Raw genomic sequence first — 22,593 nt, forward strand, 5'->3', positions numbered from 1 at the left:
GCCCGGCCTCGCCTCAGTCCGTCGGGAACTCGGGCGAGAGCCCGGTCGGCTGCGCGGGCGCGTCGGCGAGCGCCTCGAAGAACCGGCCGGCGACGAACGCCTCGACGACGTCCGGCAGCGACTCCGACTCGGAGACCTCGCTCAGGATGCCGAGCGGGACCTGCGCGCCGGCCATCGAGGCGTGGCCGCCGGCCGAGCCCACGGGGTCGAGCGCGTCGCGAAGGAGTTCGCCCGCGTCGAGGTCGGCGCCGCGGGCGCGGGCGGAGCCGTAGATCACGCCGTCCATGTAGCCGTAGACGAACGTCACCGTCACGTCTTCCAGGTCGAGGAGCCGTTCCGCCGCCTGCGCGAGCGCGTCGCGGTCGGCTATCTCGCCGACGCAGGAGGCGGCCACCGACCCGCGGACGTCCCGGTTCTCGATGGCGGCCGCGAGGACGCGCAGCGTCTCCGGGCTCACGCTCGGGCTCTCGACCCGTTCGAGCGTCGACTCGTCGGCGTGCGCGAGCAGCGCGGCCGCCGCCTCGAAGTCGTCGATGGCGGTCGCGCGCGTGAAGTTCTTCGTGTCGATCCGGATGCCGTAGAGGAGCGCCGTGGCGAGGTCCCGCTCCGGCGCGATCCCGTACCGCGAGAGGTACTCTGCGATTAGCGTGCTCGTCGAGCCGACCGCGGGGCGGATGTCGACGAACGACCCCGCGACCGGCCCCCGCGGCGGGTGGTGGTCGACGACGACGTCGACCGGGTGGCCCTCGGGGAGGCTGTCGTTGATCCCCGCGCGGGAGTGGTCGACCAAGGCGACGCCGCCGTACGCCTCCAGGTCGATCTCGTCGAACGGCCGCAGCCCGATTCCGAGGAGGTTCACCAGCGCGCGGTTCTCCTGATGGGCGATCTCGCCGCCGTAACAGGCGTCCGCCTCGACGCCGATCGACTCCGCGATCCGCGCCAGTCCGAGGGCGCTCGCGATGGCGTCCGGGTCGGGGTTGTCGTGCGCGACGACGAGGAGCGGCCCGGAGAGCCGGCGGAGCGTCGCGAGCAGGCGAGCCGGCTTCTCGCCGTCGTCGTCGATGTGGGGGAACTCCCCGTCGCCGTCGGCGCCGCGGTCGCCGTCGAGCCCGACGGCCTCGAAGACGCGGTCGGCGACCGCCTCGATCGGGTCGACCACGCGGTCGGCGACCGCTTCGACCGCCGCCCGCTGTGCGTCGGTCGGCGACGGTCCGAGGTGCGCGATAATCATCGCGTCCGGGTACCGCTCCCGGGCCGCGCGGGCGGCGGCGACGTTGCGCTCTGCGTCGTCGCTCGCGATCAGCACGACCGCGGCGCTGTCGGGGTAGGTCCCGGGGTCGGTCGGGTCGGCCTCGACGGTGGCGACGTTGCGGTCGCGCAGCGTCGACACCCAGCCGGTGTCGTCGGTGATCGCCACCAGGTCGTCGCGTCCGCCGCGCTCGTCGCGGGCGTACTCGACGAGCGCGTTCCCGACCGCGCTACAGCCGAGCAGCAGGCGCCGGGTCATACGGACGCGAGGGGGTCGCGAGGCAAAACGCTGCCGTCGGCGCCCGCGACCCGGCGCGGAACGCTCGACCGCGTCACTCCCCGTCCCCCGCGGCGTCGCCCTCGTCGCGGAGCGCCCCGCCGACCGCGGCGGCGACGTCGACCGCCGCGCGGTTCTCGGCGACGTCGTGGACGCGGACGATGTCCGCGCCGCGGTCGGCGGCGAGGGCGGTGCCGGCGACGGTCGCGTGCTCGCGGTCGTCGGCGTCGCGCCCGACCGCGCCGTACAGCGACTTGTGCGAGTGGCCGACGAGGACGGGGCAGCCGAGCGCCGCGAACTCCCCGCAGCGCGCGAGCAGCTCGAAGTCCTCCGCCGGCGACTTCCCGAAGCCGAGCCCGGGGTCGACGATGACGCGGTCGCGGTCGATGCCGGCCGTGTCGGCCAGCGCCAGCCGCTCGCGCAGCGCGTCGACGACCTCGCCGACCACGTCGTCGTACTCGGGGTCGGCGTCGGGGTCGACCGGCGCGTCGAGGCTGTGCATCACGATCACCGGGCAGTCGGCGTCGGCGACGACCGAGCGCATCTCGGGGTCCTCCAGCCCGGTCACGTCGTTGATCACGTCGGCGCCGGCGTCGAGCGCCGCCGACGCGACCGCCGGCTTCCGCGTGTCGACCGAGACCAGAACGTCGCCCGATCCCACGGCCGGCACCGACTGAATCGCCTCGATCGTCGGGACGACGCGGTCGATCTCGTCGTCGACCGGGACCGGCTCCGCGCCCGGTCGGGTCGACTCGCCGCCGACGTCGACGATGTCGACCCCGGCCTCGACCATCCGCTCGACGCCCGCGACCGCGTCGTCGAGGTCGGCGTGGCGCCCGCCGTCGTGGAAGGAGTCCGGCGTGACGTTGAGCACGCCCATCACGGCGGTGCGGTCGGTCCACGGGAAGTCGGGGTCCTCGTCGGCGGCGTTGGTGGCGGCGGCGTCACCGCCCCCGGTGTCGGCCTCGTTCGAGAGTGCGCCCGCGAGGTCGGCCGCCACGCCGTCGAGCCCGCCCCCGTCGGCCGCGACGAGGCGGTCGACGAGCGCGCGGAGTTCGGCGACCGTTCCGGCGACGGTGAGCGGCACCTGCTCGCCGCCGGCACCGCGGTCCTCGTCGGCGCCGAGCCCGCCGAGGGCCGCGTCGCCGCCGACCGCGCGGGCCTCGGCCGCGAGCCGCTCGGCGCGGTCGCCGCGGAGGCGCAGCGTGAGGGCGCGGTGGTCGACGCCGTCGCGGTGCGCAGCGACGCCCGCGGGGGGAACGCCGGCCGTGTCGAGCGCGTGTGCGGCGTCGTCCGCGTCGCGGACCGTGCGCTCGCGGACCGTACGGGTCCGGGCCGCACGGGCCTCCGCGACCGCGAACAGCGACCCGACGAGCAGCACGCAGTCGTCGGGGTCGGCGCGGTCGACCGCGGTCGCGAGCGCGTCGGTCACGTCGTCGCCCGCCGTCACGCGGTCGATCCCCGCCGACCGGAGCGCGACCGCGAGCACTTCCGGGTCCTCGGCGCGGTCGAGCGCGGGCCGGCAGGTGACCGCCGACGCCGCGTCGGGCAGGGCGGTGGCCGTCTCCGCGTGGTCTTTGTCGTGCATGGCGCCGTACACGAGGTGGAGGTCGTCGTAGTCGTACTCGGCGAGCGTCGCGGCGAGCGTGCGGGCGGCGGCGGGGTTGTGCGCGCCGTCGAGGACGGTCAGCGGCGCCGTCTCAAGCACCTCGAACCGGCCGGGCCACGTCGCCCGCGCGAGCCCGTCGCGGACCGAGCGGTCGGCGAGGTCGGTCTCCAGCGCCGCCGCCGTCCGGTCCGCGACCGCGACGGCGACCGCCGCGTTCGCCGCCTGGTGGCGGCCGACGAGCGGGATCCGGTACGTCCCCTCGCGCTCGCCGGCGAGCGAGACCTCGGCGTCGGTGGCGCTGACTCGGCCCTCGTAGGTCGCCGCGAACGCCGGCCGGTCGTCGGCCTCGTCGGATTCGGAGCTCCCGGGGCCCCCGTCGCCGGTCACTCGCGTCACCGGGGCGCCGGCGTCGGCCGCGACCTCGCGGACCACGTCGAGCGCCTCGCCGTCGCAGGCGGTCACGAAGGGGGCGTCGGGGCGGGCGATACGGGCCTTGGTGCGGGCGATCTCGGCGACCGTGTCGCCGAGGACCGCGGTGTGTTCGAGGGAGACGTTCGTCACGGCGGTGGCGACGGGGTCGACCGCGCTGGTCGCGTCGTACTCGCCGCCGAGGCCGACCTCCAGCACCGCGACGTCGACCTCGCGGCGCGCGAACTCGTGGACCGCCATCGCCGTGACGACCTCGAAGAACGTGAGCGGCTCGCCGGCGGCCGCCCGGTCGATCAGCCACGGGCGGACCTCCTCGACGAAGTCGGCGATCGCGGCCTCGGTCATCTGCCGGCCGTCGACGCGGACGCGCTCCGCGAGCGCTGAGAGGTGCGGCGAGGTGTACAGCCCCACCGACAGCCCCGCCTCGCGCAGGACCGACTCGGTCATCCGCGCCGCGCTGCCCTTCCCGTTCGACCCCGCGATCTGGACGAACGGCACCCCGTCTTGCGGATCGTCGAGGTGCGCGAGCAGCGCCTCGACCCGCTCCGTGCCGGGCTTGACCGAGAAGCGGCGGAGGTCGAAGAGGAACGCCGCCGCCTCGTGGTAGTACATACGCCGTAGGTCGGGAGCGCCTCGCTTAGGGGTAACGGACCGGGACGAGGTGGTCGATTGCGTGGGGAGCGGGTGAGACTCGGCCGGTGTCGAGAGCGCAACCGTCGACGCACCGCCCGCGCGGCCGGACCAGATCGGCCCCGGAACCACGACGACCGCCGAAGTCCCAGTCGCCCAGGTATAAATGGGTGATCACGGATCGGCGGTGAACACCGCCAAAGCCCCTGCCGCGAGGACTCGCGACTGCCCCTTCGAGTCCCGCCCCGCACGGCACCGCACGGCGCCGCACGCCTCCCCAGCCTCGTCGCTCACGTTTAAACGCGCTCGCGACTCGCTCGCGCTCGGTCGCCGGGCTACGTCCGGCTGCCAGAGGGACCGAAGGTCCCTCGCTGTTCGCGCCGCGTTGCGGTGCTCACCGGGGCGCGCTGAACGGCGGTTGATCGGGGTGTGTCGCCGCCGAAGAGCAACCCTTACGCGCGCCGCGGCCGCAGTCGGGTTATGGACGAGACAGCGACCGACGCCGCGGTCGACGCCCCCGCCGACGGGGCGACTCCGGGCGGCCCCGCGGCCGACCCCGTCGTCGTCGGCGAGGGCATTCGCAAGTCGTACGGCGGCGTCGACGCGCTCGACGGGGTCGACCTCGACGTTGCCGCCGGCGAGGTGTTCGGGCTCATCGGCCCGAACGGCGCCGGGAAGACGACGCTCGTGCGCGCGCTCACTGGGACGACCGAGGCCGAGGGCGACCTACGCGTCTTCGGCGCGCCGCCGCGAGACGTCGACCCGGCCCGGATCGGGCTGCTCCCGCAGTCGTTCGACCCGCCCGCGCGGCTCACGGCCCGCGAACTGGTCGACTACTACGGCGGGCTCTACGACGCGGCCCGGGACACCGAGTCGGTCCTCGAAGACGTGGGGATGGCCGACGACGCGGACGCGTGGTACGAGACGCTCTCGGGGGGACAGAAGCGCCGCACCTGCGTCGCGACCGCGGTCGTCAACGACCCGGACCTCCTCTTCCTCGACGAGCCGACGACCGGGATCGACCCCGCCGGGCGACGGGCGATCCATCGGCTGATCGAGCGGCTGGCGGCGGGCGGCACCACCGTCTTCCTCACGAGCCACGCGATGGACGAGGTCGAGCGGCTCACCGACCGGGTCGCGCTGCTCCGCGACGGGCGGGTCATCGCGGTCGGCGCGCCGGACCGACTGGTGAGCGAACACGGCGGCGCGCCCCGGTTGGACGCGACGCTCGCCGACCCGACGACGGACGCGACCGTCGAGGCCGTCGCGTCGGGCGTCCGGGAGCGACTCGGCGGCGAGCCGACGGTCGAGGCGACCGACGACGGCCTCCGGGTGCGCGGCGTGCGACCCGAGGACATCGGCGACGCCGTCGCCGCGCTCGACGCGGCCGGGGTCGCGTTCGACTCCCTCTCGTGGTCCGAGCCGTCGCTGGAGGACGTGTACCTCCGGCTCACCGGCGAGGAGTACGCGCGCCGGGGAGACGGCGGACTACCGGACGAGGGGGTCGGTCGGGGGCGCCGCGCAGCCGACGGCGCGACGCCGGACGGGGGCGACCGATGAGCCGGTTCGGGCGGATATCGACGGAGGCGGTCGCGGCGGCGCGCTCGTTCACCCGTCGCCGGACGGCGGTGTTCTTCACCTTCTTTTTCCCGGTAATCCTAGTCGTCATCTTCGGCGCGCTGGTGCGGACCCAGCCGACCGGCGGCGGCCTGTTCGCCGAGCCGGCGGGCTACTACATCCCGGGCTACCTCGCGGTCGTGGTCCTGTTCACGCCGCTGTCGCGGGTCGGCTCGGAGATCGCGCGCCACCGCGACGGCGGGCGGTTCGAGAAGCTGGCGACGACCCCGCTCTCGCGGGCCGAGTGGCTCCTCGCGCACACGCTGGTCAACGTCGGTATCATCGGCGCCGCGAGCCTGCTCATCCTCGGCCTCGTGCTCGCGGTGACCGACGCGACGCTTATCGTCTCGCCGGCGCTCGCCGCGTTACCCGTCTTCGTCGCGGTCGCGGTCGCGCTCTTCTGCGGGCTCGGGGCCGTCCTCGGCGCGCTCGCCGACTCGCAGGACGGCGTGATCGCCGCGAGCAACACGGTCGCACTCCCGCTCCTGTTCCTCTCGGAGACGTTCGTCACCCCGTCGCTCCTGCCGGAGTGGTTCCTCCCGGCGGTCGCGGCCTCGCCGCTGACGTACTTCGCCCGCGGCACCCGCGCGATCACCTTCGACGGCGGCGCGTGGGCCGGCGACCTCCTCGTGTTGACCGCGCTGGCCGCCGTCTTCCTCGCCGTCGGGGCGTACGCGGTGCCCCGGACGGAGTGAGGCGGCCGCCGTCGCGGCGCCGCGACGGCGTGACTCCTTCGGCGCCCGAGGGCCGCGGTCGTCGCGGAACCGTTCATTTATGTCCGCAGCCCGCGTTCCGCTGACACGAGAGGCCCAGCGTTGACCACCGTTCACTTCACCTGTTCGGACTGCGCACAGACCATCGAGGTCAACGACGCGATGCGCGAGACGATACTCGACGCCGGCTGCCCGGTGTGTACCGCGGCCGCGACGAAGGAGGACTTCGTCGCGACCTGCGAGTGACGGGGCCGGGCGTGCGACCGCCTGATCGGGGCGCGTTCACACACCCCGTCCGGTTGCTGTAGGTTTTTGCGTCGACCGGGACAACGACCGACCGATGACGCCCGAACTCGACGAGATCGATCTCGGAACCGTCCCGCTCGGCCGAACCGGCCTGCGGACGAGCGAACTCCAGTTCGGCACGTGGCGGTTCGGCCGCGTGACCGAGGCGGGGAACGTCGAAATCGACGAGGAGCGCGCCCACGAACTGCTCGACGCCTACGAGACCGCCGGCGGGCGGTACATCGACACCGCCGACGTGTACGGGGGCGGCGACTGCGAACGCTGGATCGGCGACTGGCTCGCCGACCGCGACCGCGAGCGCTACACGATCGCCTCGAAGGTGTACTGGCAGATCCGCGACGGCGACCCGAACAGCCGCGGGACGAACCGCAAGAACGTCCGTCACCGCGTCGACGCGCTCTTAGACCGGCTCGACACCGACTACATCGACGTCCTCTACATCCACCGCTGGGACGACGAGACGCCGGCTCGCGAGCTGATGAAGACGCTGAACGGGCTCGTCGAGTCCGGGAAGGTCCACTACCTCGGCGCGTCGACGCTCCGGCCGAACGCGTGGAAGGTCGCCCGCGCCAACGAGATCGCGCGCAACGAGGGGTGGGAGCCGTTCAAAGTGCTCCAGCCGCGGTACAACCTCGTCGACCGCGAGATCGAGGGAGACTACCTCGAGTTCGCCCGGCAGCAGAACCTCGCCGTCTCGCCGTGGAGCCCCCTCGGGCAGGGGTTCCTGACCGGGAAGTACGACCGCGACGAGGACCTCCCCGAGGAGTCGAAGGCCGCCGAGTCCAGCCGGTTCCAGGAGGCGTATCTCACCGAGCAGAACTTCGACGTCCACGACGAGCTCGACGCCGTCGCCGAGGCGGTCGACGCCACTCCCGCACAGACCGCGCTCGCGTGGCTCGCGCACCGCGACGGCGTCACCGCGCCCATCGTCGGCGCGCGGACGGTCGAGCAGCTTCGCGAGAACCTCGCGGCCGCGGCAATCGACCTGTCCGACGAGCAGGTCGAACGGCTGACCGCCGCCAAGCCCGGTCCGTACGGCGGGCTCTGAGAGAAGCGGTCGCAGTCGCCGGCTACTGCTCGGCGCAGTAGTCGACGAAGTTCCGCAGGATCTTCAGCCCCGTCTCGCCGCTCTTCTCGGGGTGGAACTGCGTGCCGAACACGTTGCCGGCCTCGTTGGCGACGACCGCCGGGAAGTCGACGCCGTAGTCGGCGGTGGCGACGACCGCGTCGGCGTCGTCCGGCTCGGCGTAGTAGGAGTGGACGAAGTAGGCGTACTGCCCGTCGACCCCGTCGACGATCGGGTGGTCCCGCTCGATTTCGAGCTCGTTCCAGCCCATGTGCGGCACCTTCCGGTCGACCTCGAAGCGCACGTTGGTGCCGGGGACCAGATCGAGGCCGGTCACTTCGCCCTCGCCCTCGTGGTCGGCCTCCTCGCTCGTGGTGAGGAGCATCTGCATCCCGAGGCAGATCCCGAAGAGGGGGCGGCCCGCCTCGGCGTGGTCGGTGAGCGCCTCGCGCAGCGGGCCGGCGTTCTCCATCCCTTCCCGAAACGCGCCGACGCCGGGGAGGACGACGCCGTCGGCGGCCGCGAACGCCTCGGGGTCGTCGGTTATCTCGACGGAGGCGCCCGCGCGCTCCAGCCCGCGGGTCGCGGACCGGAGGTTTCCGAGGCCGTAGTCCACGAGGGCGACGGACACCTCTCGATCCGTTGGTGATTCGTCCATGTTACCGATACATCACCTGCGTGGAAGTCAGTTTCCATCGGGGATCCATTACAGAGCAGTATATACTTGTCCGTATATTTGAACAGCAACACTTTTGATAGATCAGTAAAACGCCAATACGTACTCCTCATGGAGCGACGACGCCAATTCCTCAAGGTCGCGGGCGCAGCAAGTATCGTTGGACTCGCAGGCTGTAGCGGCGGCGGTGACGGCTCCGACGGCTCCGACGGTTCGGACGGATCCGATGGGTCCGACGGTTCGGACGGATCCGATGGGTCCGACGGTTCGGACGGATCCGACGGCGGCGACTCACAGATGACGTTCGGCGGCGACGGCAAGGTCGACTTCGGCATCTCGCCGTCGGTCCCGCAGGAGGACCTCGAAGTCCAGTACTCCCCGCTCCTCGACCACGTCGGGAGCTACCTCCAAGAGAACTACGAGGTGCCCGACGGGCTCTCGGTCGAGGGGAACGTCGGTAGCAACTACAGCGCGATCATCCAGTCGCTCGGACAGGGGACGACCGATATCGCGGAGACCGGCCCGTTCGCGGCCGCGCTCGGCGTGAAGACCGGTAACGCGGAGGTCATCCTCCAGCGCTACGGCTACGGCGGGTGGACGTACAAGAGCATCATCGCGACGCCGAACGACAGCGACATCACCGAGCTGTCCGACCTCTCCGGCAAGACGGTCGCGTTCTCCGACCGGCTCTCGACCAGCGGCGCGCTGTACCCGCTGTACAGCATGTCGAGTCAGGGTGACCTCGACGTCGGCGAGCTCCCCGAAGGCAACGGCTCGCAGGCCGAGTTCGACGCGCGCTTCGCCGGCGGCCACGTCGGCTCGTACACCCTGCTCGAGCAGGGCCAGGTCGACGCGGCCGCGATGGGCGGGTTCGTCCGCGACACGAAGACCGGCCCCACGCCCGAGGCGTGGCAGGAAGTCGCGACGACCCTCCACGAGGACGAGGGCCTCCCGCGCGCACCGATGGTCGTCTCGCCCGAGCTGGGCGACGACGTGAAGTCCGCCATCCGAGAGGCGTTCCTGGAGGGCCCGGACAGCATCTACGACGGTGCCGACGGCGAGGACGGCACCGAAGACGACCTCTGGTTCAGCCGCGTCCGCGAGGCGAGTCAGGAGGACTACCAGTCCGTCATCGACGTCGCCGACGAGCTCGGCGTCGGAGCGGACATCTTCAGCCAGTAAGACCCCGCTCGGTCCCCACTTCGGATCGTTTTTCACACGATCGGTCCGTTCTCGGACAAAGTCACACCACATGCCAACGATCGAATTCGAAAACGTCAGCAAGATCTACGACGAGGACACCGTCGCCCTCGACGACGTGTCGTTCACCATCGAAGAAGGCGAGTTCGTCATCCTCCTCGGTCCCTCCGGCGCCGGCAAGTCGACGATGCTGCGAGTGCTAAACGGGCTCACCCAGCCCACCGACGGCTCCGTCCGCATCGGCGGCGAGGAGCTTCAGGGGAACCGCAGCGGGGTCGGAATGGTGTTCCAAGAGCACTACCTCATCGAGAGCAAGACGGCGTTCGGCAACGCGCTGTCTGGCGCGCTCTCGCGGAACGGGCTCGTTCGGAGCGCCCTCGGGATGCACGACGACGCGGACAAGCGGACCGCCCTCGAGGCCCTCCAGACGGTCGGGCTCTTAGACGAGGCCGGCCAGCGCGCCGAGTCGATGAGCGGGGGACAGAAGCAGCGCGTCGGGATCGCCCGCGCGCTGGTCCAGAACCCCGAGATCGTCCTCGCCGACGAGCCGGTCGCCAGCCTCGACCCGAAGGCGGCGCGGGACGTGATGCGCTACCTCAAGAAGGCCGCGACCGAGAAGGACCTCACTACGATCACCAGCCTCCACCAGGTGAACATCGCGCGCGAGTTCGGGGACCGGTTCCTCGGCATCCGCGACGGCGAGGTGATCTTCGACGGCGACGCCGACGACCTCACGATGGACGAGATGGACCGGATCTACTACGGGAGCGCGCAGGACGGCAACACCGTCCCGACCGGCACGACGAGCGAGGAACTGGGCGAGGCCGACGCCGCCGCCGACGGGGGTGAGCGGGCGTGAGCTCGCCGTCCGACTCGGCGATCGACGACCAGTTCCGCGCGCTCGAACGGCTCCGCCGGCTCAAGTACGTCCTGTGGGGCGTGCTGCTCGTCGCGGTCCTCGGCGTCACCTACTGGGGGCTCGGCTTCATCGGCTTCCAGCCGAACGTCGTCGCGGGGCGGCTCCCCGGGATGTACGAGTTCATCTCGACCGGGTTCTTCCCGCCGGACTTCCAGAACTTCACGATCTACACCAAAGACCAGGGGATCACCGGGCTGCGGGCGATCCCCGCGAGCTTCGGCGACGGCGGTGCCCACATCATCGAGAGCTTCCAGTCGTCGCGGCAGTCGCTGGTGAAGGCGAGCCTCGTGACGCTCCTCTTGGGCTTCATGGGGACCGTGTTCGCCTTCCCGTTCGCGCTGATCCTCGGCGTGCTGGGCAGCGAGCGCGTCACGCCGTTCCCCTTCAACTTCATCTTCCGCGGCACCCTCAGCGGCATCCGCGCCATCCCCGCCATCGTCTGGATCTTCCTGTACATCCCCGTCGGCCCGCCGGGACAGGTGACGGCGGTGCTCGCGATCGCGACCGACAGCATCGGGAACCTCGGCCGCCTCTTCACCGACGACCTCGAAGAGATCGAGGAGGGACCGATCGAGGCGATCCGGTCGACGGGCGCGTCGGGCACCCAGACCGTGAGCTTCGGCATGCTGAGTCAGGTGTCCCGCTCGTTCATCGCGTGGACGCTGTACATCCTGGAGATCAACACCCGGATCGCCATCTCGCTCGGCGTCGTCGGCGCCGGCGGGCTCGGGCTGATGATCCGGAACAGCCAGGACCTCTTCGAGTTCCAACAGACCGCGGCCGGGCTGGTGATGGTGTTCATCGTTGTGCTCGGCATCGAGCTCATCTCCTCGCGCATCCGCGCCCGACTCCGCCCGGGCGAACACCAGGGGAAGGGATTCGTCGAGGCCGTCCGCGACCTGTTCAACCCGAAGAAGTGGCTCGGCGTCGGTGACGGTCCCAAGCGGGACTGACCGCGCTCAGAACTCTCCGAGCCGGGACTGGCCGTCCCCGCCGTTCTCGCCCCGTTCTCCGACCCCGCTCAGCTCGGCCGCCCGGGCGATCGTTTCGAAGAAGCCGTCGCGCTGACTCCGGTCGTACAGCGTCGCCGCCGGATGAACGGAGAGGAGCACGCGCCGCGATTCGCCCGCGAGCCGTGCGTCGGCCACGTCGCCCGACTCCGCGGTGATCCCGACGGAGCGGTCGAGGAGGTGCTCGCTCGGCACCTTGCCGAGCGTCACGATCAGCTCGGGGTCGAGTCGCTCGATTTCGCCTTCGAGGTGGCCGCGGCAGTTCCCCAGCTCCTCGCTCGTCGGGTCCCGGTTGTCGGGCGGGCGACAGCGGACGCAGTTCGTGATCCGCACGTCGGCCCGGGCGAGCCCCGCGTCCCGCAGCGCCTCGTCGAGCACGTCGCCCGAGCGCCCCACGAACGGCTCGCCCTCCTCGTCTTCCGTCGCGCCCGGCCCCTCGCCGACGAACAGCAGGTCGGCGTCGGTCGGGCCCACGCCGTCGACGATCCGGCTCCGCGACTCGACTAACGCGGGGCAGCGCTCGCAGGCGGGCACCCGGAGGTCCGCGTCGAGCCCGCCGTCGCCGTGTTCGCTCATGGCGATCGATCCGGCCGGCGTCGTCTAAGTTGCGTCGGTCTCGGCGGCCTCACTCGCCGGCGACCGCCTCGCGGTGGGCGCTCGCCGCGAGCGACGCGACGCGGAGGGGTTCACAGCGTCGGAAGCCGTCGCGCGTGAGCCCGCGGACGGCCGCGGCGGCGCGACCGGGGTCGATCCCGACGGCGCGAACGAACCTGGAGTCGCCGGTCGGCCCGTCGTCCGACGGATCGACCGGAATTCGGGGCGGTAGCGAGCGGTAGGCGTCCAAGCGGGCGGCGAGCGCGTCGCCGTCGAACGCGTCCCGGAGGGCCGGTTCGAGCCCGGGGCTGTCCTCGTAGCTCACGGCGTAGACGGGGCGGTCGAGCGTCTCGGAGAGGCGGTCGAGGTCGAGGACGTTGAACCAGGCCGGCGCGACGCCGGCGCAGGCGACGTGGCGGACGTCCTCGCGGTCGAGGGCGCGCCAGCAGTCGACGGCCGCGTCGGTGGCGTCCGTCCCGCCGACGGTACAGCGCGCGAACGCGACGCCGTCCGGGGTCCCGTCGGCGCGGACGACGACGCCGGCCGCGTAGCTGGCGTCACGAGCGTCGGAGAAGGCGATGCCGAGCGTGCGGCTCGGCGGACCCACTCACGTCTCCTCGGATTTGATCTCTTGGAGCCGGTCGAGGAGTTCGTCGTTCGAGGCGCCGGGCTCGTAGTCGACGGACCCCTCGTGGGTCTCTTGGGCAGCCTGGACACCGTCTTCGTCGTCGAAGTCCGCGTCCAGGTCTTGGTTCTCCTGTTCGGACTCGTCGTAGCTGCCAAAGCCCATTTGTAATGAAAGCTAACGGCGGGTAGCAGATAAATCCACGGTCGGATCGACCGAGCGGGCGGTCCGCCGTTTCGCCCCCGACTGTACGCTTTTGTCGCTCCGCGAGGGAGTGGAGGCATGGAGCCGATCACCGTCACCGCGGACGCGGAGGAGTTCACCTGTAACGCGTACCTCGTCGCCGGGGAGGCGACGACGCTCGTCGACGCGGGCACGATGCCGGGCGTCGACGACGTGATCGCCGACGCGGTAGACGACGCCGGCGCCGAGGGGCTCGACCACGTCGTCCTCACTCACCAGCACCACGACCACGTGGGCGAACTCGACGCGGTCGTCGACCGGTTCGATCCGAAGGTCCTCGCGTACGCCGACCACCCGCTCCGGGACGTGGCGATCGGAGACGGCGACGAGGTCCTCGTCGGCGACGAGCCCTGTGAGGTCGTCTACACGCCGGGCCACGCGGACGATCACGTCTCGCTCGTCGGCGAGGAGCGACTGTACTCGGGCGACGTGGTGGTGTACGACGACGGCGCGTTCTCGGACGGGTCCTTCGGCCGCACCGACATGGCCGGGCAGTCACGGGAGCGCCTGATCGAGAGCCTGCGGGAGATCCTCTCCCGACTGCCGGACACGGTCGGGGGGATGTTCCCCGGCCACGGCGGCGTCTACCGCGCCGCGGACGGGACGGACACCGTCCGCGAGGTGATCGAGCGCGCGACCGAGCGGGCCGAGCGCCGGGAGCCGAAGTACCCGGACGAGTAGGGAGAGAAACTGCGGGCGGGAGACGCGCGGCTCGCGATCGAATGGTCCGTTCGGGAGAAGATCGAAGCCGGTCCGAGGGCGGCCGATTACGCGGCGCGGCGTTCGGTCGCCTTCGGGCGGAGGTTGGTGTAGCCGCACTTGCGGCAGCGCTCGGCCTCGGAGGCGTTGCGGGCGTTACAGCGCATACAGATCTGTCGGTCGAGCATGCGACGTTCGGCGGCGTCGAAACTGGCCATACGTCTACTGGACGGCCGGTGCTGTAAAAGGTTGCGAGACGACGCGCGAAGTACGGACCGCACAGCGGCGCGGGAACGCGGAAGGCGAAGCCGGCTCGAAGCCGGCAGACCGAACGGGCGCGGCGCTCAGGCGCCCGCTTCCGTGAGGGCGGCCTCGATGTCCTCGCGCTGGGTGACGCCGACGAAGCGGTCGACGACCCCGTCGTCGTTCTCGACGATGAGCGTCGGCAGCGAGCGGACCTGGTACTGGTTCGCCACGTCCTGCTCCTCGTCGACGTCGACCTTCTGGAGCTCGAACGCGTCGCCGAGGTCCTCCTGAATCTCCTCTAGGATGGGGTCTTGGGTCTTACACGGGCCGCACCACTCGGCGTGGAAATCCAGCAATCGAACGGTCATAGTCGGCATCAACTATCGCGGGGCCGCGCATAAGGGTTTCCCACTCGTGTACGCGCCGGGGCCGGCCGCCCCGTAGGCGGCGATTGGGAGGGAGAGCGTAGGCGGTGATTTGGAAGGAGGCGTCGCCGGCGTTCGGCCGCGAGCGAAACGTTTAGGACGCGGCGACGACGAGTGTTCGCTATGAGTGGTTCCAACTCCGGCGGGCTGATGTCCAGTGCGGGACTGGTCCGCTACTTCGAGAACGAGGACCGGAACGCCATCGCGATCGACCCCAAGACGGTCGTCGCGTTCTGCGTCCTCTTCGGCGTGTTCGTCCAGATCCTCTCGCTGACGGTCGCGTAGGACCGCCCGATCCGCGGACGAACCGAGACCGCCGCGTAGCGCGCCCTTTTTCCACGCCGCTCCCCGATCAGTTCGTATGAAAGCAGGCGTCATCGCCGTCCAAGGCGACGTGGCCGAACACGCCGCCGCCGTCCGCAACGCCGCGGCCGCCCACGACGAGTCCGCGGAGGTCGTCGAGGTGCGCGACGCGGGTATCGTGCCCGACTGCGACGTGCTCTTGATGCCCGGCGGGGAGTCGACGACCATCTCGCGGCTGATCCACCGCGAGGGGATCGCCCCCGAGATCCGCGACCACGTCGCGGCCGGAAAACCCGTTCTCGCCACCTGTGCCGGCCTCATCGTCTGCTCGCGCGACGCGAAAGACGACCGGGTCGACGCCTTGGGGCTCGTCGACGTCTCCGTCGACCGCAACGCGTTCGGCCGCCAGAAGGACTCCTTCGAGGCGAGGGTACCGATCGCCGGGCTCGACGACCCCTTCCACGCGGTGTTCATCCGCGCGCCGGCGATCGACGAGGTCGGCGACGGGGTCGAGACCCTCGCGACCGTCGACGGGCGGCCGATCGCGGTCCGGAACGGTCCCGTCGTCGCCACCGCGTTCCACCCGGAGCTCACCGACGACTCGCGGATCCACGACCTCGCGTTCTTCCCCGACCGGGAGGTGGTCGCGTGAGCGACCCCGACGCGGACCGAGGCGCCGACGCGCCGCCAGAACCGGTGCTCGACGACCTGTTCGCCACCATCGAGTCGCGGAAGGCGGAGCTGCCGGAGGGGTCGTACACGGCGTCGCTTTTCACCCACGAGAAAGGCGAAAACGCCGTCTTAGAGAAGGTCGGCGAGGAGTCGACGGAGGCGATCCTCGCGGCGAAAGACGACGACCGCGAGGAGCTGACGGCCGAGAGCGCCGACCTCGTCTACCACCTGCTCGTCCTGCTCGCGATGAAGGACCTCGACGTCGACGACCTCCGCGGAGAGCTCCGCGACCGGTTCTGACTCCGACGAGCGAGAGCGACGCGGGGTCCTATCGCTCCCGTTCGAGTTCGCGGTCGATCTCGTCGATATCCTCCGTCTCCAACTCCTCACCGATCCGCCGTTCGAACTCCGCCTCGCTGATCTGTCCCTCGACGTACTGCTGACGGAGGCGGTCCTGCCGGCTCGTCGCGGCGTCGACCGACGACGATCCCGAGCCGACCGAGTCGACGCCGAGCGAGTCCCCGTCGTCGCCCAGCAGCCACGACCCGGCCTTGTACGCGACGTAGACGATCCCCGCCAGCACGGCGAGCTGGACCGCGGACGTGACCGCCCAAACGGTGATTCCGAGCAGCGCGGAAACGACGGTTCCGACGACCGAGATCCCGATCAACACCGCGATCGCGATCGCCGCGTAGTAGAGGGCTTTTTTTCCGTCCATACCGCGGCGTCGGGCGGCCGGGCGCAAATACCTTCTCCCGCGAGTTCGTGAAAACCGACTTCCGGAGGTGCCACGGCCCGGAACAACGGTACGTATGAGTAGTATATCGAACGCGGACGCGTCAGTTCCTATGCTGATTGACAGCTGTGAGTAGCAGACGCTTACCGCAGGTTCAACGGCTAACTGCCACCGAAGGTACAGTTATACTTGTTCGTTCAAATAAGATTCATATCAGTATGAGCGAGCGTGTCATCGACATCTCGTCGGATTCGGTATCGGCTCGGTCCAGACGCGGGTTTCTGACGGCGCTAACGTCTTCGGCCGGCCTGCTCGCACTCTCCGCCGGGTCCGGGGCGGCGTCGAAGAATCCGAGGACCGGCGCGACGCTGCGGGATACGTCCGAGCAGGCGGAGACCGAGATTCCGCCGTACCCGGACGACCCGTTCATCCAACCGGCGTTCGGCATCCAGTACCTGCTGGGATGGGAGAACTTCGGCTGGGAAGCGGCCAGTAACGGGGATATACAGGAGACGGTGCTCGGTCTACACCCAGACGTGCTCGCTTTCGACCAGTTGCTCAAGTACGAGTACGGTCGAATCGACGACTCGTTTCGGGGGTACCGCCGGCAGTTCACCCTCGCGGAGAATTTGAACCTCCCCGCGACGTCGGGGATGAACGTTCACATCGAAACGGACGAAGAGAAGGCCCAGTCTCGGTACGGACCCGTCGCGGAGGAGTCAGGGTGGGAGTTCCCGGACGGCACCCCGGTGGAGTCGCCGTTGGACATCCTCGGTGAGACGTTCGACGGCGAGCCACATCAGACCGAGTTCGAGTTCGAGACGCTGGGAACCCCTTCAGTATTCGCACCGGGCAGCCTGGAGTTGCTGCTCAACGCTACTGTCACTCAGTTCGAAAGTGGGTACTCGGGCTTCTTCGTCGACGGTGTCGGCGTGTTCCGGTTACACGGGCTGGACTTCTCGCGGTGGGCCCGGTCCGCGTTCCGGTCTCACCTCGGGTCGCTCTCCGGGGACAAGCTGTCGACGTTCGGCGTCGACGACCCCCAGTCGTTCGACGTTCACGAGTATCTGAGGGAGAACGGGCTCGCGCCGGAGGATGACGCCGACCCACGGGAGGACCCCGTCTTCCGGGAATACCTGCTCCACCAGCACGAGGGGATCGACGGCTGGTTTGAAGACTACCGGAGTCACATTGAAGAGGAGTTCCCCGAGCGGACCGAGAACGGTGACATCGCGCTGTACGCGAACCAGTTCACGGGGAATCTACGCAATCCGCAGGCGCCGAACATTTATGTCAGCGATTCGATGGACATGATATACACGGAGCTGTTCCCGACTGGCGATCCGGCGTCCGACGTGAACTACAAGATCATGCGGTCGGTCGGGAACTTCTCGAAGCCGGTTATCGCGAAAGGAACCCTCTCTGCCCGTAGTCGATCCCTCCCGGAGGAAATGGACCCGCGTGCCGCGAACGACACGTTCCAGCGGTTCCAACTGGCAGAGGCTTACTCGACCGGGGCCCGTTTCCAACTCCCGTTGACGAACAGGCAGGGATACTCCGAGGAGGAGTCGGTGACGAACTGGGTGAACGGCGACGGCGTCGTCCCCGAAGAACTGTCCTCATTCGTCGATTTCCTGTGGGCCCACAAGCGGTTCCTCACCGGTCTCGAACCGGCCGGGGACGTGGCGCTAGTCTGGTCGCTTCCCACTCACGTCTGGCGCCAAGATCGGTCCTGGGATTTCGGCGGCGACGACGAGAGGGGTCCGGTCGACGCGTTCACGGGGGCCGCGAACGCCCTACGAGAAGCGGGCTTCACGTACGACGTCCTCACGTTCGGCCACCCGCGCCTCTGGGACGACGCCGACCAGTTAAGCCGGCTCTCGGAGTACGATTCCGTGGTACTAGCCGGCGTGGAGTGCCTATCAGACGAGCAGGTCGCCGCGCTTCGGACGTATCTCGACGCCGGCGGGACGATCCTCTGTACGGACGCCGTGCCCGACCGAGACTCGATGTACAGACCCCGGAGCGACGTCAAGCCGCTCTTCGAGAGAGACGGCGCGGCAGTGGTAACGGGACCCTTTGACCGCCAGCGAGAGTCGGAGGACGAGTCTGAGAGTCCGCTACCGGGCGCGTTGGAGGAGCGCGGCGTCGAGCCCGCTCGGCGGACGGACGACGCCGATATCGCGGTTCACGCGCACAGCCAGTCCGACCCGGACCGGACCGTGATTCCGTTGGTCAACTACGATTACGATCCGGAGAGCGACTCGGTCTCGACGAAGTCTGAGGTCCGCGTGCGACTTCCAGAGACGGCGGACACGGAGGCCGCAGTTCGGTACTACTCTCCTGGCGAGACCACCGACTTGGAGGTCGCTGAGCGGGAGGGATCGCGACGCGTGACCGTGCCGAAGTTGGTCGAGTGGGGAATAATCGTGGCGGCAGAAGCCCCGGAGGATCTCGCGCCGGAGACCTCGGAGGGGTCCGCTCTCGACGCTATCGAAGCCGCGCGTGCGTCGATTAAACAGGCGGACGAACGGGACGAGGTAACTCGCGCAGACCTCGTGGTCGGAAACTCGAAGGCACAGGCCGCGGAGACGGCGATGTCGTTCGAAGCGTACGGGCAGGCCAAGGCGGCCGCGGCCGAGGCAATCGACGCAGTAGGCGGCAGGGTTGACGAGGGCGGTGCCGAAGCGGCGGAGGCCGAAGGGGAGAACAACGACGACGAGAACGTGTCTGACGAAGAGAATGCCACGGGCGGTAACAGAAGTGAGACGGATGACGACACTCCGGGGTTCGGGATCGGAACGGCGGTGACGGCGCTTGGAGGCGCCGCGTATCTGTTGAAGAGTCAACTGTTCGGTGGCGGAGGCGACAAGAAATCCTCGTGACTTCGCTGTACCGACCCGAACCGGCTCCGGATGACTCGCTCCACGCGAAATTCGGCAGGGCTCCGCTCATGGGTGAGGCTCCGGGCTAATCGGGGCCTCGCGACGGCGGACTTTTCTCCGGCACGGTCGAACTACGAGCGGAGACACTGTCGTGAACGACACCGACTCGTCTGAGTCCGAAACGGGAAACGGGCCGACCCGCAGGGCTGTACTCCGGCGGATCGGACCGCTGGCAGTCGGTGCGGTCGCGATGACTCCCGGTTGTATCGACCGCAGGAGAAACGACGCGAGCGAGGGGAGCGTCGACTGCGACCCCGGTCCGCCCCTCATCGCGCACCGCGGCTTCGCGGCCGAACACCCGGAGAACACGGTGGCGGCCGTCGAGGCCGCGACCGCCGTCGTCGACCGGATCGAACTCGACGTCCGGCGCTGTGGCACCGGCGAGCTCGTCGCCTTCCACGACGCGACCCTCGGCCGGGTGACGGACGCGGCCGGCCGCGTCGACGAGACGCCGCGCGAGCGACTCGCGGGCCTCTCGGTCGAGGGGTCGGGCGAGCCGGTACCGACGCTCGCGGCCGCGCTCGACGCCGTCCCCGCGGACGCGTGGGTCCTGCTCGACGTGAAGGAGCGGGGGATCGCGGCGGACGCGCTCGCGGTCGCCGCGGGTCGCGACCACGGCCTCGCCGTCACCGCCGACGATCCCGCCGTGATCGAGGCCGTTCGCGCGGCCGACCCGGCGGTCGAGACCGTCTACGGCGTCCGCGAGTCCGTGCCGGCGCGGTTCCTCCGGCCGCTGATTCCGGGCGGGTCCGCGGGCGCGGGGCTCCCGGAGTGGGCGTACCCGCCACAGGACGTGCGGGCGATGGTCGAAACGGCGACGAGACTGGGCTGTGCGGCGGTGTCGCCGCGGTACGAGCTCTGTCTCCGGACCGACATCGTCTCGCACGCGAGAGACGCCGGACTGCGGGTGCTACCGTGGACGGTCGACTCGGTCCGGGAGTACGAGGCGGTCGCGGCCGCCGGCGTCGACGCCGTCGTCTCGGACGTCTCTCGCGGACCGCGCGAGACGTGACAACGGAGTGGTGAGAGCGGCGTAGAGCCGCCAGAAAGGTTATTCGTGCGGCTCACATGCTCCCACGAGATGAATCGGCACTCCGACGCCAGCGACGGCGCAGGCGGGGCCGACGGGAGAGAATCGCCCGACCGGACGCCGGCGAACGGCGTCGACCGACGGACGGTCCTCGGCGCGCTCGCGGGCGCCGGGAGCGCCGCGGTCGCCGGCTGCTCCGGCTCGCGGCCGGACGACGCCGCGACGACCGACCTCGACTCGGACCGGCTCGACGAGCTCGCGGCGCGGTTCGCGCCGACGGTGTACTTCGATTCCGCGGAGCCGTGGTTCCCGACTGACCCGCGCCCGTACGCCGCCGAGGAGGACGGCGAGACCGTCGTCGACGGGTTCGCGGCGTTCGACGGCTACCACGAGCGGTACGACGAGGCGGGCGAGCCGCCGGACCCCACGGTGTTCTACAACGGGATGCGGTACGAGGACTCGCCGCTCGCGGTCGTCCAGTTCTGGTTCTACTCCGCGTTCGACCAGTTCACGGCGAACTTCCACTGGCACGACTGGGAGGTGCTCCACGTCTTCGTCGACCTCGACGCGGGCGACCCCCAGCTGTACGTCGCCAGCTCGCACTCCCGGAGCGTCCCGAACAACGAGTTCCTCGACCCGGACCCGGGCGTCGTTCCGCGGATCCTCTCCGAGCTCGGCTCGCACTCCAGCACGCTCTCGGTCAACGAGGACGCCGACAGCTTCCAGCGCGTCGGCGAGGAGGGCCTGCTCGCGGACATCACGAACACGACGATCGACACCGTGGAGGACCTCCTCGGGATCCCGATCGCGTACGGGCTCCCCCGCGACGAGGGGGCGCGGCTCCCCTTCGTCGTCCCCGAGTACGAGGGGGAACCGATCTACGAGCACCCGGACCTCCCCTCCGTCAGCGAGGAGTCGCTGGTCGACGGCGCCCTGGCGGTCCGCTCGCTCGACGCGCTGCGCTCGCCGCCGACCGACCTCCCGCTCCGGGAGACGGGGACGGCCTTCCGCCACGCCGACCGGGAGGACCCGGTCGCGGACGAGACCGCGGACGAGGTCGTCGAGTACGAGCTCGTGGAGAGCGCCGAGCTGGAGGAGATCGCGGCGTTCACCGGCCCGCAGCTCAGCTTCGAGTTCGCGGTCCCCCAAGCCGTCGAGGACGCCGTCGCGAGCCACATCACGACCACCGGCGTGCCGTGGGAGCAGCCCCGCTACGAGAACCCCGCGCTCGACGTCACCGCGGGGAACCACCGGTCGGAGATGGCGGCTCGGTACGACGCGATCGCCGACGACCCGTCGTTCGGCGACGACGCGGCCGAGGCGCTCGACGCCGTCGTCGCGCGCGTCACGCAGGCGACCGAGAGCGACGACGCGCCCGACGGCGAGGGGCTGACGACGACCGAGACGAACGTCGAGTCGTTCGTCCTGATCGAGAGCGACCCCGAGGCGGTCCCGACGTTCGCCGGCGGCGTCGCGGTCGCGAACGGCGTCCCCGAAGGCGGCCATCGCTTCACGGTCAACGGCGCCGGTCGGGCGCCTCACAGCGAGGCCCTGACCGTCTCCGCGGACGAGCCCGTGACGACCGCGGGCGTCGACGGCGAGATACCGCTCGTCGCCCGCGAGGACGCGCGGAAGGTCGAAGTCGACGACGCGGAGAGCGACGTCGACCTGACCCGGACCGCGATCGAGGACGACTTCGCCGGGCGGATCTACGACTCCGCGGTCGACGGCAGCGACGCGGCCTACGTTCACGCCGGCGGCGCGTACACGACCGAGGTCCGCGACGCCGACGACGAGATCGGCGCGTACCGCGTCAATCCGGACTCGGCGGGGTCGGAAAGTGACGACGGCGACGACTCGGGCGGGGATGAGGGACGAGACCCGATCCGGATCGACCGCCCGGAGACGGGCGCGGCCCCGCTCGCCGGCTACGTCGCCGACGTGGCCGAGGAGACGCGCGCCGCGGTCGCGGCCGCGGCGGCGGAGAGCGACGACGGTGACGACTCCGGCGGCGGAAGCGACGGCGGCTCGGGCGGTCCGTCGAACGCGGTCAACGGGCTCGAAAAGGCCCTCGCGGCCGCGGTCGAGGCGGCGGAGCGGGCAGAGGAGCGCGCCCGCGAGGGCGACCGCGAGGGGACAAACCGCCAGCTGGGGAACGTCACCGAACGGATCGCACGGATCGAAGAGCGGCTCGCGGCCGCGCGAGAGGGGCTCCCGCCCGGGCTGGCGAACGCGACCGGAAAGCGGATCGAGCAGGCGACCAAGCGCGTCGAGCAGGCGCAGAACTCGGAGAAGCTGTAGGACGACCCGCGCCCGGCGCCCGTCCGTGCCACCGCTCACCAACGGATGGAAAGCTATAGGGCGCCGAATCGACC

23 protein-coding genes are annotated in these 22,593 nt (G+C 70.5%); 14 read left to right on the plus strand and 9 right to left on the minus strand.

The genetic code is table 11. From position 1 onward, the window contains the following. Positions 1 to 13: 13 nt before the first annotated feature. Together ACZ5KW_RS01935 and folP are read right to left on the minus strand one after the other, a co-directional pair. Positions 14 to 1,507, minus strand: coding sequence for a DHH family phosphoesterase (locus ACZ5KW_RS01935; protein WP_343779331.1), 1,494 nt, complete (start codon positions 1,505 to 1,507; stop codon positions 14 to 16). Between the two features lie 73 nt (positions 1,508 to 1,580). After that, the gene (folP, locus tag ACZ5KW_RS01940; protein WP_371152718.1) at positions 1,581 to 4,175 is read right to left on the minus strand and encodes a dihydropteroate synthase; all 2,595 of its coding nucleotides are present in this window, start codon (positions 4,173 to 4,175) and stop codon (positions 1,581 to 1,583) included. Positions 4,176 to 4,673: 498 nt separating this feature from the next. On the opposite strand from folP, the gene ACZ5KW_RS01945 reads away from it, so the two are divergent. The 4 genes from ACZ5KW_RS01945 to ACZ5KW_RS01960 all read left to right on the plus strand — a co-directional run bounded on the left by ACZ5KW_RS01945 (position 4,674) and on the right by ACZ5KW_RS01960 (position 7,877). Continuing rightward, positions 4,674 to 5,753, plus strand: coding sequence for an ABC transporter ATP-binding protein (locus tag ACZ5KW_RS01945; RefSeq protein ID WP_343779335.1), 1,080 nt, complete (start codon positions 4,674 to 4,676; stop codon positions 5,751 to 5,753). Beyond that, positions 5,750 to 6,505, plus strand: a complete 756-nt coding sequence (locus ACZ5KW_RS01950; RefSeq protein WP_343779336.1) for an ABC transporter permease — start codon at positions 5,750 to 5,752, stop codon at positions 6,503 to 6,505. Before ACZ5KW_RS01945 ends, ACZ5KW_RS01950 begins: the two co-directional genes overlap by 4 nt. Before the next feature lie 120 nt (positions 6,506 to 6,625). Continuing rightward, positions 6,626 to 6,769: a DUF7560 family zinc ribbon protein gene (locus tag ACZ5KW_RS01955; protein ID WP_343779337.1), complete on the plus strand. Its 144-nt coding sequence runs from the start codon at positions 6,626 to 6,628 to the stop codon at positions 6,767 to 6,769. 94 nt (positions 6,770 to 6,863) lie between these two features. Continuing rightward, positions 6,864 to 7,877, plus strand: a complete 1,014-nt coding sequence (locus tag ACZ5KW_RS01960) for an aldo/keto reductase (RefSeq protein WP_343779339.1) — start codon at positions 6,864 to 6,866, stop codon at positions 7,875 to 7,877. 22 nt (positions 7,878 to 7,899) lie between these two features. Here the strand turns inward: ACZ5KW_RS01960 and hisH are convergent, their stop codons facing one another. Continuing rightward, the gene (hisH, locus tag ACZ5KW_RS01965) at positions 7,900 to 8,553 is read right to left on the minus strand and encodes an imidazole glycerol phosphate synthase subunit HisH (protein WP_343779341.1); all 654 of its coding nucleotides are present in this window, start codon (positions 8,551 to 8,553) and stop codon (positions 7,900 to 7,902) included. Between the two features lie 129 nt (positions 8,554 to 8,682). Between hisH and phnD the strand changes: the two genes are divergently transcribed. From phnD to ACZ5KW_RS01980, 3 genes are all read left to right on the plus strand, one after another. Further along, complete coding sequence (phnD, locus tag ACZ5KW_RS01970) at positions 8,683 to 9,753, plus strand: phosphate/phosphite/phosphonate ABC transporter substrate-binding protein (RefSeq protein ID WP_343779342.1); 1,071 nt, start codon at positions 8,683 to 8,685, stop codon at positions 9,751 to 9,753. 70 nt (positions 9,754 to 9,823) lie between these two features. Then, on the plus strand, positions 9,824 to 10,630 hold the full coding sequence (gene phnC / locus ACZ5KW_RS01975; RefSeq protein ID WP_343779344.1) for a phosphonate ABC transporter ATP-binding protein: 807 nt from the start codon (positions 9,824 to 9,826) through the stop codon (positions 10,628 to 10,630). Continuing rightward, positions 10,627 to 11,643, plus strand: coding sequence for a PhnE/PtxC family ABC transporter permease (locus ACZ5KW_RS01980; RefSeq protein WP_343779346.1), 1,017 nt, complete (start codon positions 10,627 to 10,629; stop codon positions 11,641 to 11,643). The genes phnC and ACZ5KW_RS01980 overlap by 4 nt, the downstream gene beginning before the upstream one ends. A 6-nt stretch (positions 11,644 to 11,649) precedes the next feature. On the opposite strand, the gene ACZ5KW_RS01985 is transcribed toward ACZ5KW_RS01980, so the two are convergent. The 3 genes from ACZ5KW_RS01985 to ACZ5KW_RS01995 are packed head-to-tail and all read right to left on the minus strand — an operon-like array spanning position 11,650 to position 13,084. Next, positions 11,650 to 12,276, minus strand: coding sequence for a uracil-DNA glycosylase (locus ACZ5KW_RS01985; RefSeq protein ID WP_343779349.1), 627 nt, complete (start codon positions 12,274 to 12,276; stop codon positions 11,650 to 11,652). Between the two features lie 49 nt (positions 12,277 to 12,325). Next, positions 12,326 to 12,901: an endonuclease dU gene (locus ACZ5KW_RS01990; RefSeq protein WP_343779351.1), complete on the minus strand. Its 576-nt coding sequence runs from the start codon at positions 12,899 to 12,901 to the stop codon at positions 12,326 to 12,328. Further along, positions 12,902 to 13,084, minus strand: coding sequence for a DUF5786 family protein (locus ACZ5KW_RS01995; RefSeq protein WP_006629442.1), 183 nt, complete (start codon positions 13,082 to 13,084; stop codon positions 12,902 to 12,904). A 117-nt stretch (positions 13,085 to 13,201) separates the two neighbouring features. On the opposite strand from ACZ5KW_RS01995, the gene ACZ5KW_RS02000 reads away from it, so the two are divergent. After that, positions 13,202 to 13,843, plus strand: a complete 642-nt coding sequence (locus ACZ5KW_RS02000; RefSeq protein ID WP_343779353.1) for an MBL fold metallo-hydrolase — start codon at positions 13,202 to 13,204, stop codon at positions 13,841 to 13,843. Between the two features lie 86 nt (positions 13,844 to 13,929). On the opposite strand, the gene ACZ5KW_RS02005 is transcribed toward ACZ5KW_RS02000, so the two are convergent. Then, a complete protein-coding gene (locus tag ACZ5KW_RS02005; RefSeq protein ID WP_017342016.1) occupies positions 13,930 to 14,079 on the minus strand; it encodes a 50S ribosomal protein L40e in 150 nt (49 codons plus the stop codon). A gap of 126 nt (positions 14,080 to 14,205) precedes the next feature. Further along, the gene (locus ACZ5KW_RS02010; RefSeq protein WP_004598787.1) at positions 14,206 to 14,475 is read right to left on the minus strand and encodes a thioredoxin family protein; all 270 of its coding nucleotides are present in this window, start codon (positions 14,473 to 14,475) and stop codon (positions 14,206 to 14,208) included. Positions 14,476 to 14,655: 180 nt separating this feature from the next. On the opposite strand from ACZ5KW_RS02010, the gene ACZ5KW_RS02015 reads away from it, so the two are divergent. From ACZ5KW_RS02015 to hisE, 3 genes are all read left to right on the plus strand, one after another. Continuing rightward, positions 14,656 to 14,817 (plus strand): preprotein translocase subunit Sec61beta, encoded by a 162-nt coding sequence (locus ACZ5KW_RS02015; RefSeq protein ID WP_004598786.1) that lies wholly within the window; start codon positions 14,656 to 14,658, stop codon positions 14,815 to 14,817. Between the two features lie 76 nt (positions 14,818 to 14,893). Beyond that, positions 14,894 to 15,487, plus strand: coding sequence for a pyridoxal 5'-phosphate synthase glutaminase subunit PdxT (gene pdxT, locus ACZ5KW_RS02020; RefSeq protein ID WP_343779357.1), 594 nt, complete (start codon positions 14,894 to 14,896; stop codon positions 15,485 to 15,487). Beyond that, positions 15,484 to 15,807: a phosphoribosyl-ATP diphosphatase gene (gene hisE / locus ACZ5KW_RS02025; RefSeq protein ID WP_343779358.1), complete on the plus strand. Its 324-nt coding sequence runs from the start codon at positions 15,484 to 15,486 to the stop codon at positions 15,805 to 15,807. The genes pdxT and hisE overlap by 4 nt, the downstream gene beginning before the upstream one ends. A gap of 28 nt (positions 15,808 to 15,835) precedes the next feature. Here the strand turns inward: hisE and ACZ5KW_RS02030 are convergent, their stop codons facing one another. Further along, positions 15,836 to 16,225 (minus strand): hypothetical protein, encoded by a 390-nt coding sequence (locus ACZ5KW_RS02030; RefSeq protein ID WP_343779359.1) that lies wholly within the window; start codon positions 16,223 to 16,225, stop codon positions 15,836 to 15,838. Positions 16,226 to 16,461: 236 nt separating this feature from the next. Here ACZ5KW_RS02030 and ACZ5KW_RS02035 point away from each other — a divergent pair, with 236 nt between their 5' ends. From ACZ5KW_RS02035 to ACZ5KW_RS02045, 3 genes are all read left to right on the plus strand, one after another. Next, positions 16,462 to 19,128, plus strand: a complete 2,667-nt coding sequence (locus ACZ5KW_RS02035) for a PGF-CTERM sorting domain-containing protein (protein ID WP_464388579.1) — start codon at positions 16,462 to 16,464, stop codon at positions 19,126 to 19,128. A 250-nt stretch (positions 19,129 to 19,378) separates the two neighbouring features. After that, a complete protein-coding gene (locus tag ACZ5KW_RS02040) occupies positions 19,379 to 20,200 on the plus strand; it encodes a glycerophosphodiester phosphodiesterase (protein ID WP_343779364.1) in 822 nt (273 codons plus the stop codon). 69 nt (positions 20,201 to 20,269) lie between these two features. Continuing rightward, the gene (locus tag ACZ5KW_RS02045; RefSeq protein ID WP_343779366.1) at positions 20,270 to 22,519 is read left to right on the plus strand and encodes a hypothetical protein; all 2,250 of its coding nucleotides are present in this window, start codon (positions 20,270 to 20,272) and stop codon (positions 22,517 to 22,519) included. Positions 22,520 to 22,593: the final 74 nt, after the last annotated feature.

It is taken from the genome of Halorubrum ejinorense, assembly GCF_055389685.1.

Coding starts and splice junctions, on each gene's coding strand:
- ACZ5KW_RS01935 (WP_343779331.1), bottom strand. CDS start 1,507: ATGACCCGGCGCCTGCTGCTCGGCTGTAGCGCGGTCGGGAACGCGCTC.
- ACZ5KW_RS02035 (WP_464388579.1), top strand. CDS start 16,462: ATGAGCGAGCGTGTCATCGACATCTCGTCGGATTCGGTATCGGCTCGG.
- ACZ5KW_RS01960 (WP_343779339.1), top strand. CDS start 6,864: ATGACGCCCGAACTCGACGAGATCGATCTCGGAACCGTCCCGCTCGGC.
- ACZ5KW_RS02010 (WP_004598787.1), bottom strand. CDS start 14,475: ATGACCGTTCGATTGCTGGATTTCCACGCCGAGTGGTGCGGCCCGTGT.
- pdxT (WP_343779357.1), top strand. CDS start 14,894: ATGAAAGCAGGCGTCATCGCCGTCCAAGGCGACGTGGCCGAACACGCC.
- phnD (WP_343779342.1), top strand. CDS start 8,683: ATGGAGCGACGACGCCAATTCCTCAAGGTCGCGGGCGCAGCAAGTATC.
- ACZ5KW_RS01995 (WP_006629442.1), bottom strand. CDS start 13,084: ATGGGCTTTGGCAGCTACGACGAGTCCGAACAGGAGAACCAAGACCTG.
- ACZ5KW_RS02030 (WP_343779359.1), bottom strand. CDS start 16,225: ATGGACGGAAAAAAAGCCCTCTACTACGCGGCGATCGCGATCGCGGTG.
- ACZ5KW_RS02000 (WP_343779353.1), top strand. CDS start 13,202: ATGGAGCCGATCACCGTCACCGCGGACGCGGAGGAGTTCACCTGTAAC.
- ACZ5KW_RS02045 (WP_343779366.1), top strand. CDS start 20,270: ATGAATCGGCACTCCGACGCCAGCGACGGCGCAGGCGGGGCCGACGGG.
- ACZ5KW_RS01950 (WP_343779336.1), top strand. CDS start 5,750: ATGAGCCGGTTCGGGCGGATATCGACGGAGGCGGTCGCGGCGGCGCGC.
- phnC (WP_343779344.1), top strand. CDS start 9,824: ATGCCAACGATCGAATTCGAAAACGTCAGCAAGATCTACGACGAGGAC.
- ACZ5KW_RS02040 (WP_343779364.1), top strand. CDS start 19,379: ATGACTCCCGGTTGTATCGACCGCAGGAGAAACGACGCGAGCGAGGGG.
- ACZ5KW_RS01945 (WP_343779335.1), top strand. CDS start 4,674: ATGGACGAGACAGCGACCGACGCCGCGGTCGACGCCCCCGCCGACGGG.
- hisH (WP_343779341.1), bottom strand. CDS start 8,553: ATGGACGAATCACCAACGGATCGAGAGGTGTCCGTCGCCCTCGTGGAC.
- ACZ5KW_RS02005 (WP_017342016.1), bottom strand. CDS start 14,079: ATGGCCAGTTTCGACGCCGCCGAACGTCGCATGCTCGACCGACAGATC.
- ACZ5KW_RS01985 (WP_343779349.1), bottom strand. CDS start 12,276: ATGAGCGAACACGGCGACGGCGGGCTCGACGCGGACCTCCGGGTGCCC.
- ACZ5KW_RS02015 (WP_004598786.1), top strand. CDS start 14,656: ATGAGTGGTTCCAACTCCGGCGGGCTGATGTCCAGTGCGGGACTGGTC.
- folP (WP_371152718.1), bottom strand. CDS start 4,175: ATGTACTACCACGAGGCGGCGGCGTTCCTCTTCGACCTCCGCCGCTTC.